At 35.3% G+C, this 16,360-nt stretch carries 18 protein-coding genes; 17 read left to right on the forward strand and 1 reads right to left on the reverse strand.

What is annotated here, in order from left to right; genetic code table 11:
• Positions 1-33: 33 nt before the first annotated feature.
• The 6 genes from Q0992_RS08170 (at position 34) to ettA (ending at position 4,279) form a co-directional block, all read left to right on the forward strand.
• On the forward strand, positions 34-564 hold the full coding sequence (locus tag Q0992_RS08170; RefSeq protein ID WP_299522251.1) for an NADPH-dependent FMN reductase: 531 nt from the start codon (positions 34-36) through the stop codon (positions 562-564).
• A 2-nt stretch (positions 565-566) separates the two neighbouring features.
• On the forward strand, positions 567-848 hold the full coding sequence (locus Q0992_RS08175) for a GNAT family N-acetyltransferase (RefSeq protein ID WP_299522253.1): 282 nt from the start codon (positions 567-569) through the stop codon (positions 846-848).
• Between the two features lies 1 nt (position 849).
• Positions 850-1,287, forward strand: a complete 438-nt coding sequence (locus tag Q0992_RS08180; RefSeq protein WP_299522256.1) for a MarR family winged helix-turn-helix transcriptional regulator — start codon at positions 850-852, stop codon at positions 1,285-1,287.
• A gap of 26 nt (positions 1,288-1,313) precedes the next feature.
• Complete coding sequence (locus Q0992_RS08185; protein WP_299522259.1) at positions 1,314-2,213, forward strand: pirin family protein; 900 nt, start codon at positions 1,314-1,316, stop codon at positions 2,211-2,213.
• A 189-nt stretch (positions 2,214-2,402) separates the two neighbouring features.
• Positions 2,403-2,585: a CAL67264 family membrane protein gene (locus Q0992_RS08190; protein ID WP_299522262.1), complete on the forward strand. Its 183-nt coding sequence runs from the start codon at positions 2,403-2,405 to the stop codon at positions 2,583-2,585.
• A gap of 2 nt (positions 2,586-2,587) precedes the next feature.
• A complete protein-coding gene (gene ettA, locus Q0992_RS08195; protein ID WP_299522265.1) occupies positions 2,588-4,279 on the forward strand; it encodes an energy-dependent translational throttle protein EttA in 1,692 nt (563 codons plus the stop codon).
• A 74-nt stretch (positions 4,280-4,353) separates the two neighbouring features.
• Here ettA and Q0992_RS08200 read toward each other — a convergent pair whose 3' ends face one another.
• Positions 4,354-4,575 carry a hypothetical protein gene (locus tag Q0992_RS08200; protein ID WP_299522268.1) on the reverse strand — a complete coding sequence of 74 codons (222 nt, stop codon included), beginning with the start codon at positions 4,573-4,575 and terminating at the stop codon, positions 4,354-4,356.
• 508 nt (positions 4,576-5,083) lie between these two features.
• Between Q0992_RS08200 and Q0992_RS08205 the strand changes: the two genes are divergently transcribed.
• The 11 genes from Q0992_RS08205 (at position 5,084) to Q0992_RS08255 (ending at position 16,310) form a co-directional block, all read left to right on the forward strand.
• Positions 5,084-6,421, forward strand: coding sequence for a microtubule-binding protein (locus tag Q0992_RS08205; protein WP_299522270.1), 1,338 nt, complete (start codon positions 5,084-5,086; stop codon positions 6,419-6,421).
• Between the two features lie 61 nt (positions 6,422-6,482).
• On the forward strand, positions 6,483-7,529 hold the full coding sequence (locus Q0992_RS08210) for a hypothetical protein (protein WP_299522273.1): 1,047 nt from the start codon (positions 6,483-6,485) through the stop codon (positions 7,527-7,529).
• A gap of 8 nt (positions 7,530-7,537) precedes the next feature.
• Positions 7,538-8,092 (forward strand): hypothetical protein, encoded by a 555-nt coding sequence (locus Q0992_RS08215; protein ID WP_299522276.1) that lies wholly within the window; start codon positions 7,538-7,540, stop codon positions 8,090-8,092.
• Positions 8,093-8,125: 33 nt separating this feature from the next.
• Entirely contained in the window at positions 8,126-10,087 is a 1,962-nt protein-coding gene (locus tag Q0992_RS08220; RefSeq protein ID WP_299522279.1) for an AAA family ATPase, read from the forward strand.
• Positions 10,088-10,153: 66 nt separating this feature from the next.
• Positions 10,154-10,732, forward strand: coding sequence for an NUDIX domain-containing protein (locus Q0992_RS08225; protein WP_299522282.1), 579 nt, complete (start codon positions 10,154-10,156; stop codon positions 10,730-10,732).
• On the forward strand, positions 10,732-11,967 hold the full coding sequence (locus Q0992_RS08230) for a DUF6638 family protein (protein ID WP_299522285.1): 1,236 nt from the start codon (positions 10,732-10,734) through the stop codon (positions 11,965-11,967). Before Q0992_RS08225 ends, Q0992_RS08230 begins: the two co-directional genes overlap by 1 nt.
• Before the next feature lie 42 nt (positions 11,968-12,009).
• A complete protein-coding gene (locus Q0992_RS08235) occupies positions 12,010-12,558 on the forward strand; it encodes a hypothetical protein (protein WP_299522288.1) in 549 nt (182 codons plus the stop codon).
• A gap of 117 nt (positions 12,559-12,675) precedes the next feature.
• Complete coding sequence (locus Q0992_RS08240) at positions 12,676-14,370, forward strand: hypothetical protein (RefSeq protein ID WP_299522291.1); 1,695 nt, start codon at positions 12,676-12,678, stop codon at positions 14,368-14,370.
• Between the two features lie 90 nt (positions 14,371-14,460).
• Entirely contained in the window at positions 14,461-14,871 is a 411-nt protein-coding gene (locus Q0992_RS08245; protein ID WP_299522293.1) for a lipocalin family protein, read from the forward strand.
• Positions 14,872-14,883: 12 nt separating this feature from the next.
• Positions 14,884-15,597 carry a hypothetical protein gene (locus Q0992_RS08250; RefSeq protein ID WP_299522296.1) on the forward strand — a complete coding sequence of 238 codons (714 nt, stop codon included), beginning with the start codon at positions 14,884-14,886 and terminating at the stop codon, positions 15,595-15,597.
• Between the two features lie 200 nt (positions 15,598-15,797).
• Positions 15,798-16,310 (forward strand): phosphoribosyl-AMP cyclohydrolase, encoded by a 513-nt coding sequence (locus Q0992_RS08255; protein WP_299522298.1) that lies wholly within the window; start codon positions 15,798-15,800, stop codon positions 16,308-16,310.
• Positions 16,311-16,360 lie beyond the last annotated feature (50 nt).

The raw sequence follows: 16,360 nt of genomic DNA on the forward strand, positions 1-16,360 counted from the left end.
CTAAATTTGTATAAACAAAAAAGGAAAACAGAAATGAGAAAAATAATAGTGTTAGCTGGAAGCAATAGCAGTACATCTATAAACAAGCAACTAGCTACTTATGCATCAAGCTTGGTAAATAATGTTGAAGTTAAGGTTCTGGACCTTAATGATTACGAAATGCCAATCTACAGCTCGGATAGGGAAAAGGAATCTGGTCACCCAAAAGAGGCAGTAGCTTTTGTTGACGAAATAAGACGTGCAGACGGTATTGTTGTGTCTTTAGCCGAATATAATGGAGCTTATTCGGGTGCATTTAAAAATGTATTTGATTGGGCAACACGAGTAGAGCAAAAAACCTTTTTAGGAAAACCCATGTTACTAATGGCGACATCACCAGGACAACGTGGAGGGCTTTCTGTAATGGGAATGGCTTCTGATCGTTTTCCGAGACATGATGCCAATATTGTTGGGAAATTTTCTTTACCAGCATTTCATAACAATTTTTCAGATGGAAAAATTACCAATGAAGAACTAAACAATGAATTATTAGAAGAAGTGAAACAATTTGAAGACAGTTTATAATTATGAATATCCAACAGTCAGAAAATGAAAAGAAAGGCGAGTTCTATTATGAAGTAGATGGTCAAAAATTAGGCTTAATGACCTATAGCTATGCAGGTCCAGACAAGATTATTATTGACCATACTGAAGTCGATGAGTCTCAAAAAGGTCAAGGTATTGGTTACAGCTTGGTTGAAGCTGCAGTCAACTTTGCGAGAGAGAATAACTTAAAGATTATGCCGCTTTGCCCTTTTGCCAATGCTGTTTTTAGAAAGCGCAGTGAATATAACGATGTTAGATTTTAATATGGGAGATTTAGCAAAGGATATCAATTCAAAATTCGAAAATAATAGAGTAAAAGCTTTACTTAATATTATTTATACAGCCAATTGGATTAACAGTTGCCAAAATGAATTTTTTAAGGATTATGGTATTTCGCCACAGCAATACAATATTCTAAGAATATTGAGAGGTGCTGGTGAGCCACTAAAAGTTCAGGTGATAAAAGATAGAATGTTAGAACGCTCACCAAATGCCACCCGATTAATGGATAAACTTTGTTCCAAAAACTATATTGAGCGCTTGCCGTCAGAACATGATAGGCGCGTTGTAAAAATTGCAATAACAGAAGAAGGCAAAGACTTATTAAAATCTATACCTAATAAAATAAACAAAGAGTTGCTTAAGAATTTAAGCGAAAAAGAAGCAGAACAATTGAGCAACCTCTTAGACAAAATGCGATAATACATTTTTTTAACCAAATATTTTCCATGGAAAATAATATAATAGAAATTAAAATGAAAACAAATACAATAAAACGAGTAGGGCGTAGTGACTTTGTAAATATGGGTCCTATACGACTACGTCAACCACTACCAACACAACAAATAGAAATGATAGACCCATTTATATTGTTACACCACTACGGACCATATACCATAAGTCCTGAAAGCAATCCTTTTGATTTAGGACCACATCCTCACAGAGGATTTGAGCCAGTCACCTTTTTGGTACAAGGGGAACAATTGCATCGCGATTCACTCGGTCATGAAAGTGTGGTCAAAGCTGGTGACGTACAGTGGACTACTGCTGGCAGAGGTATTATCCATGCTGAAGGTCCAACCAAGGAGTTTGTAAGCAAAGGAGGAACTATAGAAGGTATTCAACTATGGTTGAATTTACCTGAAGAAAAGAAAATGATTCAGCCCAATTACCAGCACGCTAAAAGTGAAGAATTTGAAGTGGTTAGTTCGCCTGATAATAAGGTAAAAACGAAAATTGTAGCAGGTTCATTAAATGAAAAACAAGGCAAAATTGTAACGCAAACGTCGGTCAATGCATTTATGATTGAAGCTAAACAAGGCGGAACGGAAACGGTTCATTTTACTAGCTCACACCAAGGTATGTTGTATCTGCTAAAAGGAAAAGTAAGGGTAAATAATGAAACCACTTTGGAATTGAATAAAAACCAGTTGGTTTATTTTAACCAAGATGGAGATGGTTTTAAGATCGAAGCAGAAAATAATAGTTTACTATTGTTTCTATCTGGTGAACCCTTTAATGAGGAAGTGGCCACTTATGGGCCTTATGTTATGAACACACAAACAGAATTGCTCGAAGCTATGCGCGATTACCAGATAGGAAAGATGGGATTTCTTCCAGTAAGTTAGTTTAGCTGTGTCATTACTTCCCAACTGCTAACAAAAACTCAGATTCAGTTATTATGGCAGAACGGATGCCTTAGTTTCAATAAAAATCGATAGTCATAAATTTAAAAGCATTCTTATTAAAGAATGCTTTTTTGGTTTATTTCACGATATTTGTGTTTCAACTAACTATCTAATAAAATTTTTAAGATTATGGCGATGAATAAAAATACCGTACTCGCATGGGCTACGGTACTCATGATAATAATGGGTATTTTATTAATTCTGATGGGTGCTTACCGATACGATGATGTTGCAGGTTGGGGATTTGCAACCGTAGGCATTGGTTTTTTTGCAATAGCATGGGTGTTTAATGCTTTAAAAGGACGTGTATAATTATGAGCGACGATAAAAAAGTCATTTTTTCAATGTCTGGTGTTACCAAGACATTTCAATCAGCTAATACTCCAGTACTCAAAAATATATATCTCAGTTTTTTCTATGGTGCTAAAATAGGTATCCTGGGTCTTAATGGGTCGGGTAAATCAACGTTACTAAAAATAATTGCTGGAGTTGATAAAAACTATCAAGGAGATGTTGTGTTTTCCCAAGATTATTCAGTAGGCTATTTGGAGCAAGAGCCACAATTGGATGATGAAAAAACCGTAATGGATGTAGTAAAGGAAGGCGCTGCAGAAACTGTGGCTATTCTTGACGAGTACAATAGCATCAATGAGCAGTTTGGTCTAGAAGAAGTTTATAGCGATCCAGATAAGATGGAAAAGCTGATGAATCGCCAAGCAGAGCTTCAAGATCAAATCGACGCTTCTAATGCCTGGGAGTTGGATACAAAACTCGAAATTGCTATGGATGCTTTAAGGACTCCAGACAGTGATAAAAAGATTAGTGTGCTTTCTGGTGGTGAGCGACGTAGAGTAGCTTTATGTCGTTTATTGCTTCAAGAACCTGATGTGTTACTTTTGGATGAGCCAACCAACCATTTAGACGCAGAATCGGTACATTGGTTAGAGCACCATTTGGCACAGTATAAGGGAACTGTGATTGCTGTAACTCACGATAGATACTTTTTAGATAATGTAGCCGGTTGGATTTTAGAGCTCGATAGAGGAGAAGGGATTCCTTGGAAAGGCAACTATTCATCCTGGCTAGACCAAAAGTCTAAGCGCTTGGCTCAAGAAAGTAAATCAGCATCAAAGCGTCAAAAAACATTAGAGCGAGAGTTAGAATGGGTAAGACAAGGCGCTAAAGGTCGTCAAACAAAGCAAAAAGCACGTTTGAAAAATTATGACAAACTGATGAACCAAGACCAAAAGCAGCTCGATGAAAAATTGGAAATCTATATTCCCAATGGTCCACGTTTAGGGACTAATGTTATTGAAGCTATAGGAGTTGCTAAAGGTTATGATGACAAATTACTTTATGACGATCTAAATTTTAAGTTGCCACAAGCAGGTATTGTAGGAGTTATTGGGCCTAATGGAGCAGGTAAGACCACTATTTTTCGAATGATAATGGGAGAAGAAACTCCAGATAAAGGTGAATTTGAGGTTGGTGAGACTGCCAAGATTGCTTACGTGGACCAAAAACATGCTAACATAGATCCAGAAAAAACGATTTGGCAAAACTTTAGTGATGAACAAGAGTTGATAATGATGGGTAATCGTCAAGTAAATTCTAGAGCGTATTTGAGTCGTTTTAATTTTTCCGGAAGTGAGCAGAATAAAAAGGTGAAGCTATTGTCCGGAGGTGAAAGAAACCGATTGCACTTAGCAATGACATTAAAAGAAGAAGGTAATGTATTACTTTTGGATGAGCCCACCAATGATTTAGATGTCAATACATTAAGAGCTTTGGAAGAAGGATTGGAGAATTTTGCGGGTTGTGCTGTTGTCATTAGCCATGATAGATGGTTTTTAGATAGAATTTGTACCCATATACTTGCCTTTGAAGGCAATTCACAAGTCTATTTCTTCGAAGGTGGTTTTAGTGATTATGAGGAGAATAAAAAGAAACGACTCGGAGCAGATCTAATGCCCAAACGTATTAAATATAAAAAGTTAGTTAGATAATAACACACATTAAATAATCAAATAAAAAGGCCTGCTAAATTGCAGGCCTTTTTATTTGATTATTTGTTATTATTCTAGTTGTCACCGTATAAATGACCCGTAAATTCTTTATCTGTTGCTTCGTAATCTTTAAAAGCGTTGGTTTCCATAAGCTTTTTGTTTTCAGCTTTTAGCTTGTACATTTTTATAATGGCAATAATAATAAATACAAGGAATATAGATGCTACGGCTATCAGAATCATAGTTAATTGTGTGGTTGTCACTATTAAAGCCTTGGAAAGCAGTTTATTAAGCATGGTTAAAACGGTTAGATTTGGGTTCTATGGTGCTAATATAGAAAAAAAACCTAAGCCAATTACTTAATTTTAAAGAAATTACAGTTTTCTTATAAACAATTTTATCGTTAAAACGAATAAAATATTCGATAAAACGCAGTGTTTTCGGTTAAAAGACAGGTTTTGCTAAGTTGTTAACAACTCAAAAATTTAACATTTCTAAAATCACTCAATAGTAATTCAAAAAACCTTTTTGATAGAATTATCAACTGTACTTTAGTTGTAAAATCTTACAGATAAAACTAAAAGAGACAATATTTTATCATTTTGCAACAAAAAATAGTCTTTTCAAATACCAGGTAGAGGTCTTTATTATATGCTGAGATTCAATAATTGGTAACATTTAAAATAGTGTAACAATTTTATTATTAATGCTACCTATAATTTGAAGGTAAAGTTTTTATAGTCTTAAAAAATTGCCGAAATTGCTTATCCTAAAATTTGTTCAACTAAAATAACTTGATATAATATGTCTGATGATTTTGATTTATTAGAGACCAACTCACAAGAAAAAACTGAAAAAGTAGAAGTCAACTGGGGAAAAGCCATAGACCAAATGAAGTCTAAATTGGCTCAAGAAGATGATCCCGAAAGTCGTCAGAAGATCTTAAATGCCACATTAGACAATGTTGTGGATATGGCAGAGAAGGACAGAACAACACTTTTGGATGCTATTAAGGATTTAACAGATTATCAAGATGAGGTAGGGATTATGTTTGAAGGGTTCTCCGCGCTTAATGCCGCTGAACAAAAAATCATCGATGATGCCGTTAAACGTTTAGAGCGTGCCAAAGTTGAACTAGAAGATGCAAAAGCTAAACCAGACACATGGTGGAATAATCTTTGGGGACGCAAAAGTAAAATTAAAAAGGCCGAAGACGAATTAACCGCTGCCCAAAAACAACGTGATGGTGCCGATAATAGAGCCAAGGCGATGTTCCAAGAGCGTATCGAAACTGCTGATGTGCAAACCCTACTCAATGAATTATCGTTTAAGAGTCAAGCTGCCATTAAACGTTTAAAAGATAGAGAACTCGAAATCAAGGAAGTTGAGGAGAGCTTAAAAGTAGCCATTGTTGAAGCTAGTAACAACCACACTAAAGCACTTCAAAAGAAGGAAGAAGTTGAAGCAAGACTCGAAGAACAGTATGCTTTGTTAAAGCAGGCAAGACAGGCTTTAGAAGAAGTTGCCGATAAGCAATCTCCTGAATATTCCGAGGCTTTAGAGAGAGTAACACAACTCGAACAAAAAGTAGAAGAACTGGAAGGTCTTAAGAATGCTTATACCACATTAGCCGCTTCTAAAGATAGTTTTGTACATAAACATAACTTAACCATTAAGGTATTGACCTCTCTAAGAAGTAATTTGCAAACCCATCGTGCTAAGCTTAAATCGGATACAGATGAGCGTTTAAAATATTATGATGGTTATGTTGTGGCCTTAAAAGCACGTACAGATCAAGAGTTTGCAGCAATTTTAGAACATTTAGGTGTAAAAACCGATGAGCATATTGGTGAAACCCTAGCTGCTATGCATACAGCAAGTGCTAAGGCGCGTCAAGAAATGATGGATAACATTCCAGTACACGAGAAAGTGATGCAAGGGATTTATGGCAGCTATGCTGAAGCTTTAAAAGATATACGATCTAAAGATGCCGAAATTCAGAAAAACTTTGCCGATCGTTATGGCATCGATATGAAAGAGATTTTTAACGAATACTATAATGCCGATTCTAATGCACCAAGCGATGGTGGAGGTGAGCCCGAAGGTGAACCAAAACCAGAAGCAGATGATTTACTTGGATAGATGGTAATCAGTTGCCGATTTAAACACTATTCACGGCCTTTGTAAATTGGATACTTGAAGAATGATAGTTACTCCCTTAGATTCAGCAACTCTAGATTCTAAAGAGCAATATATATTCTATCATAAAATGATAGATTTTACGCTCAAAGAACTTATAACAGCAGTTCAAGCCAAACAAATATTGAATCAACAAGAAGTTTTGCTATTTAAGCAATATACAGACTTACTGTTGTATTCCATTGAGGCTATGCGCGTGAAATATATGTACAATGACGATGAGAATATGAAGGTAGACTTAACAGATTCCAGCTTCCCAAATTATTTGGAGTTCCGTTACTTGTTCAATGATTTAGAGCTCAGGGAAGAATTTCTCGGCAGACTTACAGATGTGGATGTCCTAAAAGATGAATTTTTGGATACCTTAATGCGAAAAAAGCAGCCTATTTCTAAGCGAAAGCTGTTTCAGGCTTCATCGATAGTGTATTATACGTCTGCTAGAAAGGAATATATTTTCAATCGTTTTGTACAAGGAAAGATTATTGGTGCTCCAAAAGGTTCGCAAGCAGAGCATTTGGTCAGTTGGAGTTTTTACGACGTTACGCACAACAGACCCTTTATTTGCTATATGTATTTTAACTATGACGGAAGGGATGTTCAAGGTTATAAAGACGAAATTTACAGTGTTCTCAAAAACACTTCTGACCGTGAAATGGCTTTAGATACGATGGCTTATGCTATAGATAAACGACTGCCAAAGGTATTGCCTAAATTAATCAGACGTATCGATCTAGGGCCAATTCATAATGTATTTGCTAAAGACGAAAACGACGTAACGCATGCAATTTTAGATGGGATATCAAAAAAGACCATACCGTTAGAGTCTTATGCAGTGTCTTTTAAAGTAGACGAACTTGGTTCTAAAAGTGAATTTAAGGAAGGGGGCTTTTTCAACAAGCAAATCTTTCAAAAATGGGGAAACACATTTAGACAGCGTTATGTATTTGCACCACATAGAATTATACAATTATTATACAATAAAACACCAGAAATAATGAACAAGTTGGCTATTCCACCAGTTCAGGTTTCTGATTTAAAAATTAAGGATTAAAATTTATTATGAAAAACAAACTAAAGTTTTACGCACTTTTCCTCTGCACACTCATTGTTTTTGGTTGTTCAAATGATGATGATAATGGTTCGTCAAATGACATCACGGCCATTAATCTTGTAACTGGTGTGAATGCAAAATCAGATGTAAATAATATTTTTAGGTTGGGCAATCCAAACGTAAGAATGCCAATCGGCATATCTTCAGTAGCTATAATAGCCTACCCTAATCCCGTAATTAGTGCTCTAACTATAGAGATTTCACAGACCAATGAAGTTATGACTGATGTTTGGTTAGTTAGTGCAAATGCTCAGCAAATTTATCAGGATACCGATTTTGATGAAATCCTAAATGAGAACACTTATACAGTAAACGAAATTTCCCAAGCTTCTGTGCAAGCTTTTAATGGCCTGTCAAATACCAATATTACTTTAAATCTAGATGGTTTTAGTACAGGCTACTATCGGGTTTTCATTAAAACTAACCAAAGCTTATATTGGGATAATATTTACATAGACAACAATGGAACGGATATAACCGAGTTTTTCGAATCTTGGGAATAAGTCTATTCTTTCAATATAATTACATAAATCTAAATGGAACACAACTCAACCTTCCCTATAAAACAAAATGAACTCGATATGCTTCGAGATGAAGCGACGTCTTATCTAAAATCCATTCAATGGGAGCAGAGTCAGCGTGTTAAGAATAGAGATAACGATGGTAAGGACGGGTCGATTCTTTTGTATCTGTCAAGAGCCAATAATGGCAGTAGCGTTGCCGTAACATCGGTTTCTAAAACGATTTTAGCTTTAAAGAAACGCTTGTTGCCAGAATCTGTGGCAATTCCTATTGATTTAAATCACTCTTTGTTTGGTGTACAAGAAGGCATCACACTAGGTTTATGGATTAAGGACAGTTATTATGATGCTTCAGGATTATCCACCTTACACGAAAACAGGTCTGCGTTAGATAGGGCAGGAAAGCGGGAATATGAAAGCAAAATGCAAACGGCAACGGCATTTATGTTGTTTGCAACGGCTTATAAAATACTTCATGATTTAAAACCGCATGCTTCAGACGATTTATCAGTAATGAAACAAAAATTTGCAGGTATTCCAGAAGTATCTTTGTTATCTCCATTGAAGGGAATTTCCTGTCAGTTATTTTATTATGACAAGTATTTAGGGCATCCAGACATTATTAAAACCGATAGAGATGTCATTGACTTTACGGTGGTTTACTTTGAAGCGTTGATTGATGAAATTCAATTGCGAAAAAGTAGTTTAGAATATACTGAAACCATTGTCGATAGGGCCTATAAATTAGAGAATTCCGATTTTGCTGTTGATGGCTGGAACAACGTCTTTCAAGGTACAGCGGTTAGTGTGGAATTCAACAAAGTACAGTTTGAGCAAATTGTTGGTAATAAAGATGCTAAGCACTTCGCCAGACGTTTAACGGAAAGGCTCCTGAGCTATGACTTTGAAGCCAAGAAGAATCCATTTCAAGAATTGGGAGGTTTTATGCCAGTGTTCATGGGTTATGGAATTCCCGGTACAGGAAAAAGTATGCTCATTGCTGCCATAGCAACGCGATTGAAGGAACATAGTGAGCATCTGGAAATTCCATTTTTGTTTCATCCTATGCCAGATACAATTGTAAGTACGTTTCAAGGAGGCTCAGCAGAAAAGATGGTAGAGTGGATGAAACCCTTACAAGACCCGACTCGATTGATTTTTGCACCAATTGATGATGCAGAAAACAACCTACAAGAACGAACAGCGCAAGGGGTTTCTGCAGGAGTAAAAGAGGTGATAGGTGTATTTTTAAGGTATACAGAAGGTGCTTACGCGGTTAACTATGGCAACAGTTCTATCGGCTTATTTACCAACTTACCAGAAATGTTAGATAAAGCGGTGATTTCGCGTGTTCAAGGCCGTTTTAAGATTGATGGAGCACGTAATGAAAAAGATTTTGTAGATCAGGATTATTTATGGTGGCGAAAATTAGAGGATACCATGCCAGATTTCATTAATATGGATAATCCTGAAGATTACAAGTTTCTCGATGCGCAAAAGGTGGCAAAGAACCTTGGTGAGATATTAGAAAAAATTGATAAGCCAACTGAAGAGCGTGTGCTTGAGACTTTTGAAGAAGTCGCTAAGAAGTATGACGATGATGATCATATGTTCTATGCACATTTATATACCGAGATGCAGAAGATATTTCCATTCTTTTCATCGCGCGATGTGAGGAATATTCAAAAAGCAGTTTCACTGCGTTTAACGGATTTTGATTTAGAACCCGATTGGTTCGATAATCCTGAAATCTATTTCAAAAAAGATTACGATACCAAATTCGGCATGTTGCAAGAGCTGATGCGTGCCAATATGAAAGGACTAGATTTTAGCGATATTAGACGCCAAGAGGTAGTACGTTATTTAGATAATGTGGCTACCATTGCGGATACTGACTTTAAGCGTAAAGTGGATGCCAGAATTAATCAGCTGAATATTGAAACTGAAGCAAGGGAGCGGTTTGAAAGAGAAAATTAGAAATAAATACTGTGGATTTATCATTCCGGTAGAGTGAGAAACTAACGACGAGGAATCCCATAACGAATGAAAAGTCTAAAAAACATAGAACACATCAACCTCTCTAATGATTGGGCAACATTGCACAGGATAGATTATGACTTTCAATTTAAGAATGGCCAATGGAAACGCTTATCTCGCGAAACTTATAATCGTGGTAATGGTGCCGCTATATTGTTGTACAATAAAGACAAAGGCACAGTTATATTAACTAGGCAATTCCGAATGCCGATTTATGAGAACGATACTAAGGATAGTATGTCAATAGAGGTTTGTGCTGGCGCCATTGATGGCAACGATTCACCTTTGGAAACTATTATAAGAGAAACCGAAGAAGAAGTGGGCTACAAGATTGAGAATGCTAAGCAAGTGCTAACAGCATATACATCACCAGGTGCATTAACAGAAAAAATGTACTTATTTGTTACGGAATATGATGACAGTATGAAAATAAACGATGGTGGTGGCTTAGAAAGTGAGCACGAAGAAATAGAGCTCATAGAAATACCATTTAAAAAAGCAATTAGGATGATGGAAGACGAAGAGATTATTGATGCCAAAACAATTATGCTATTGCAGTATGCTCAAATCCATAAGTTGTTGTAATGCAAAAATTAAAGGAAGCCAATCTATATAGAAGTGAACTGATTCCGGTAAGTGGAAAACTGGTCGAACGTTATAATAAATGCTTAAAAACCTTAGGATTCAAAACAACAAAGCTCAAATCCTTCTCTATTGACGGAGTGGGATGGAGTCCAGAAGTGGCAGAAGAAAAGAAGGATGTCCACTATTTAAACCATGGTGATGCCAATCCACATGGTATTATAATTTCACCTTTACAGAAAGGAAAACCTGTTTATTTACCGTTTCATTCCTTCGATAGGGAAATGATGCGGCATATTTTTAAAACACATGGTAGTAAAATTAATGATATCACGAGAGATTCTGCGATTTGTATTGATTTCGACCAAGACATAGATGTTTTTTATGAACCTTTGGATGTTCTTAAATACGAAGATGTTAGTATCACCTTTAGGTTAATAGATAATCTCGTAGAAAAACAAAAAGAACAGCTTCAACTTGTCGATAAATTTAGAACGGGAAATAATTTTATAGACGAACGCATCCACAAAGAATTATTGGATTCCGCAAAGACTTATGGCGATTTACGCAATAGGGATTTAAACCTTCATCCGCTAAATTTTTCTACGGACTCCTTTTATACAAGAGCTTTTGACGGTGTTTACCTATTAAGAGACTTCATCAAGCCTATTTTGGTTTTTGAAAGTGAAGACGCATATAAAGAAGCCATTAAGGATACCATTCACGATGTACTGATTTATCATATTGACCAGCCAGAATTGGTTGACAAGCTAAAGAGTCACATCATTATTGAATGCGATTTGGAGTATATGGTAAAAACACCAAACTATGATCGCATCAAAAAATTTGAGCTGTATCAATTGCTTAAAGATGCAGAACATCCTATAAAAGAAATCTTGGATAGCAAGTCCTTATTTAGGAGTTATCTTAACAAAATTGATATAAAATCCAGAAAACAGATCATGGGTGCTGAGCTATATCTCGAAAGACTCGAACGCAGTAATGCTTTCAAAATTGAAGATATGGTCGATCAGTCCATGTATTTTGCATTGCACCAACCGCATTCTTCGCTATCTACTAAGCATCGTGACCTCATACATAAGTTATTGATTAATATTTCACCTAAGGATGTTTTGTTTTTGTATTGGTATGATAAAGAGCAGTTTTATAAAAGTTATGAGACTTGGGATGATTCATTTAGAGATTGGGTGATTGAAACAATTCGTAACAATATTTAGGAATTTTAGACTAATTTTATAAAGAACCTTAAATTCAATAAAATGGGATTAGGAATCGACATCATAATTTTTGTTTCAGCTATCCTCGTAGGGATTTTTATATACTGGCGAGAATCTAATGGAAACGGCGCTTACCGATTTATTAATAAAATAATGAATAGTAAAGAACTCCAGATGAGTGCTGATAACCCAAAGGGGTTTATCTATAAGCAACCCTTCATACCTAGATTACTGTTTGTGGTAATTTCTCTTTTGGTCGTTGGATTAATTCTTCAATTCTTAACACCAATTAAGGTTTTTTCAAATTTCTATGGCTTATCTGGTTTGGCCACCTTTGCTACAGGAACCATAATCGGAACTTATCTGGCAAATTTTGTAATCAAATCATCCAAAGTCATTGAAGAAAAAAGTGATTCTATTGGTGATTTGTTAGGTGATGCTGTTGAAAAGGGCAAGGATTTGATTGAAGACTTAAAGCCAGACACAACCAAGGAAATTAAAGAAACCAAAGAAGACATACAAACAGAACCCGAGCCTGAAGCTGAAAAGAAAAGTGCACGAGACCGATTAAAGGATAAGGGTCTGATGTGAAAATGTCATTACGAGGAATGAAATGACGACGTAATCTTTTTAAATTGAAAATCTAACTATAAACTAAAAGATTGCCACATCCCAAAATTTTGGGATTCGCAATGACAACTAATTACCATGATTAAAAACTATTGGAATAAAGGAGCAAAACAAAAACGAATCGCTGTTATCGTTGGAATTTTGCTCGTACTTGCGCTCTTCTTTTTTAGGGACGATTATCAACCTGTCTTACTTTTTCTAAGAAAATATATATTCATAATTCTTGTGAGCCTATTGATTTTAATTTTGGGACTCAGAAAATTCAGAAGGACAGCCAGTACTGGCGGACGTTTAGGTATTCTAGGTCTTTTAATCGTATTTTTTGGGCTATTGTATTTTTTAGGTTGGAACCAAGGGCTCTACGATTATATGAAAACCTATAATGTGTTCAATAATCTCAATAGGGTAGAAATAGATGAACTCCCTTTAACACAAAATGAGCGTATACAACCATTGCGAAACATATTTTCAATGGCTAATGAAAGTGTTGGGGAAACTAAAGACGTGTCTTTGCCACATTTAGTACGCATTGGTACAGAAAATAAATGGACGATGGCCATTCAGCCTAGTGAAAAATATATTATGCAGCGTATCAGTGATAATACAGAGGAGGTATTTTCTGTAAGTAGCACTACGCCATTTCCAAGGTTTTCAAATGAAAACCGTGTCGATATTACGTTTTCAATAGGCGAATCACTCATGTTTAGCAGAAACACCTACAATGCAGTGGTACAGCGTTTTAATCCTTGGATGTTATTTAATTATGAACCAAGCGATACCTTTTACATGAAAAATGATGAAGGCGTATGGGTGCAAGTGGTGAGTTTAATAAAGTGGAAAGGCTTTTTCTTTCCATATCCAACGTTTGGTGGTGTGATGATTATTGATAATGGTGATCATAATTTTAATGACTATTTAGAACGTATAACCATTGGAAAGGGAACGTTTATAAATCCTGATGAAGTAAAAAACTATAAATTTTTAACCAAGCAAAATACATTATCTGAAAAAGTATCTCAACTACAGGCAGAGTCTTTAAAATTTTTAGGAGGTTTTAGTGATCCTTTACCTTGGAATATGGAAACTGCGGTTAAAATACCTTTGATGCCTAAGGACCAAAACCAACAACCTTATGTAACGGATTTTGATTTTGCCGGAAGTAATTCGGATGCCTACAGCGGATTATATCATTGGTTTGGTTTAGAACCTGTTGGTGATGAGCGAACAAGTCTAAGTTATAGTGTTTTCGTACCCGCTGATGGTACGGACAGGTTATATTATTATGACCATGCTACGAAGAAACAAGGCTATGCTGGCGTTTCTGCCATGCCATTAAAGGTTAAGGAATCTAGAAAAGAATACGATTGGAATGCCAGCACACCAGTAGAATTTAGGCCTTACATTAAAGATATAGCAGGTAGAAAACGTATGTTTTTTCTAGGCACTATTTCTTCTATAAGCGCCCAGAACGCACAACAGTTTGATGGTGCTGCTACGCCAGATTTGGTCTTGATAGATAGTGAGTATCGAGATGTGGTTTGGATAGATGTGAAGCATCCTAGCACTTGGGACGAGAACGTTTATAGTCAGTTAAACGAAGCTTGGAGATCAGAAGAAGGCATTGGTTATTACTATAATGAAACACCAAAAGACGAGGATATGATTGAGCAAGCCATAGACTCCTTAAAAACAATTCCTAAAGTAGATGATAATACCAAACAAATCGAGGCACTACAGCGTCAGATCGATTCTTTAAAGGCCATTAAGAATTAATCCATGAAAAAGGGCTACAGCTATTTTTTTGCAATTTTGTTTGTAATAATGTCTTGTTCTTCAGAAAAATTCGATCTACCTCAAAATGCCATGGAATTACTAACAAGTAATTCATCAAAGACTTGGAAATTGGCCAAACGGTATAATGATAATTATCGTATGAATATGGGTGACTGTTTTCTTTCTTATAGAGTAACCTATAATTCTAATGGAATGACTACAGATAATAACTCTAAAAATAGAGATTGTGGTGAATCTATGGAAGCTAATTGGTCCTTCTATACCAATGATAAAGGTGCTTATATTAAGTGGAAAGGCGAAAAGGTAAAGACATTATTAAATCAAGAGAATGATTATAAGTTCTTTAAGATTAAGGCACTTTCGGATACACTTTTAATAATTAGTTTTAAGCATAAGCAGTTCGGCAATACCGAACGTACTATTTTAGATCATCTGGTGCCAGAGCATATAGAAGTAAAGGATAGAAACTATCATAATTAGTTTTGTTTTAAGTTGTCTTTATACGAAATCATAAAAATTTCTGAACAGAAAATTAAACTTGACTTTGAACTTTTTCATTGTGATGATATTGGACTTTATGTAATTGGTAAATACCCAAGATTCAAGTATGGTGATTTTTCTAATTCTGAAAACTTCAATTGGAAGTTTCACACCATTGCGACCATAAGACTTACCATTTTAAATCTCATTAATAGAAACATTGTTGAGATTTATCAAGTTCAGAAAGTCCATAGATACATTTTCGGTTTAATTGAAAAGGAAGCTACAGATTATTATTTTAAAGTTGTAGATCTTCACTTGGATAAGGATTGGTTTTCTGTATTGGTACATGATGCCATTAACGAAGTTAATCGATCAAAAAATCCAAATCTTTATAAATACATTAAATTAATTTTCGATGAGATCATTTTTTCACATAGTGACTATAGAGATCCTTCGAGAGCTTTTATAATCCAAATATTAAGGAAGTATTCCAATCTATTCGAATGGATAGAATTAATCAAAAAGAAGAAATTTTTTAAGCTATTAGATGACTATGAGGTCAAGGTAGAAGAGATTTATATTCCTAGAATTAATATGCAGCATAAATCTTTAACTGCTTTAGATAGTAGGCTTTATCATAATCATCGAGATTATTCGGATTTCTATCATAGTTTAGAATCTGCAATATCTAGAGATCTCGAAAGACGAAAAAGAAAGAATTAATCATAACTAGTTCTTTTAACTTATAATTACTTTCAGGGTATTAAAGCGTTTAAGTATTCAAAATCATAAATTTACGTTAATATTTCCTAGCACAGTTTTTGTAAAATTTGTTTAACGTTTATTTTTATTGTCTAATATTTTAACATAAATCATTAAACAAAAAAAATAATACACACTAAAAATTTAACGTAAAAACTAAAATGAAACAAGACGAAAACACATTAACAGTTTATTCTACAGATCCTATTACTGAAGCTGAAGTTGTAGCGGCACAGAAAGCTTGGGGTGAAGGTATAGTTCATATCGGAAAAGTGTTCACTGATGGCGGTGACTACGAAAAAGCGGCATCCGACCATATTCAAAATCATTATGCTTATGATTTGGGTATGGTGCTTTTTAAACCAACCCTAGCATCTGAAGATCAGTTTAGAGGTACCTTCGATGCGGCTTTGTCTTATTTTATTGGAGGAAATGAAACGTACCCTGAGGATGGTGGATTCGCCATAAAGCCTTGGACGAATGTACGTTGGAAAAATATAGGCATCATTAATGGCGGGACTAATATGGCTGTGGCTATGGGTAACTATTTCTTTACAACTACTGATGGTGATGAAGTTAAAGTAGAATACACATTGGGATATGTAAAAGATCGAGAAGGCAAATTGCGAATTGTTGTTCACAAGTCATCTTTACCATATAATCCCAATAATTAAAATGTCACTCATTTTTTCTTAAGATAATAAACCTTTCAGGTTAGAACATT

Source organism: Winogradskyella sp. (genome assembly GCF_028289625.1).
In the GTDB taxonomy this organism is placed as follows: Bacteria; Bacteroidota; Bacteroidia; order Flavobacteriales; family Flavobacteriaceae; genus Winogradskyella.

Bases quoted from the DNA above. Each gene is read 5' to 3' on its own strand.
- Q0992_RS08180 (WP_299522256.1), top strand. From the start codon at position 850: ATGGGAGATTTAGCAAAGGATATCAATTCAAAATTCGAAAATAATAGA.
- Q0992_RS08210 (WP_299522273.1), top strand. From the start codon at position 6,483: ATGATAGTTACTCCCTTAGATTCAGCAACTCTAGATTCTAAAGAGCAA.
- Q0992_RS08175 (WP_299522253.1), top strand. From the start codon at position 567: ATGAATATCCAACAGTCAGAAAATGAAAAGAAAGGCGAGTTCTATTAT.
- Q0992_RS08205 (WP_299522270.1), top strand. From the start codon at position 5,084: ATGTCTGATGATTTTGATTTATTAGAGACCAACTCACAAGAAAAAACT.
- Q0992_RS08240 (WP_299522291.1), top strand. From the start codon at position 12,676: ATGATTAAAAACTATTGGAATAAAGGAGCAAAACAAAAACGAATCGCT.
- Q0992_RS08220 (WP_299522279.1), top strand. From the start codon at position 8,126: ATGGAACACAACTCAACCTTCCCTATAAAACAAAATGAACTCGATATG.
- Q0992_RS08185 (WP_299522259.1), top strand. From the start codon at position 1,314: ATGGAAAATAATATAATAGAAATTAAAATGAAAACAAATACAATAAAA.
- Q0992_RS08255 (WP_299522298.1), top strand. From the start codon at position 15,798: ATGAAACAAGACGAAAACACATTAACAGTTTATTCTACAGATCCTATT.
- Q0992_RS08230 (WP_299522285.1), top strand. From the start codon at position 10,732: ATGCAAAAATTAAAGGAAGCCAATCTATATAGAAGTGAACTGATTCCG.
- Q0992_RS08170 (WP_299522251.1), top strand. From the start codon at position 34: ATGAGAAAAATAATAGTGTTAGCTGGAAGCAATAGCAGTACATCTATA.
- Q0992_RS08225 (WP_299522282.1), top strand. From the start codon at position 10,154: ATGAAAAGTCTAAAAAACATAGAACACATCAACCTCTCTAATGATTGG.
- Q0992_RS08200 (WP_299522268.1), bottom strand. From the start codon at position 4,575: ATGCTTAATAAACTGCTTTCCAAGGCTTTAATAGTGACAACCACACAA.
- ettA (WP_299522265.1), top strand. From the start codon at position 2,588: ATGAGCGACGATAAAAAAGTCATTTTTTCAATGTCTGGTGTTACCAAG.
- Q0992_RS08190 (WP_299522262.1), top strand. From the start codon at position 2,403: ATGGCGATGAATAAAAATACCGTACTCGCATGGGCTACGGTACTCATG.
- Q0992_RS08245 (WP_299522293.1), top strand. From the start codon at position 14,461: ATGGAATTACTAACAAGTAATTCATCAAAGACTTGGAAATTGGCCAAA.
- Q0992_RS08215 (WP_299522276.1), top strand. From the start codon at position 7,538: ATGAAAAACAAACTAAAGTTTTACGCACTTTTCCTCTGCACACTCATT.
- Q0992_RS08235 (WP_299522288.1), top strand. From the start codon at position 12,010: ATGGGATTAGGAATCGACATCATAATTTTTGTTTCAGCTATCCTCGTA.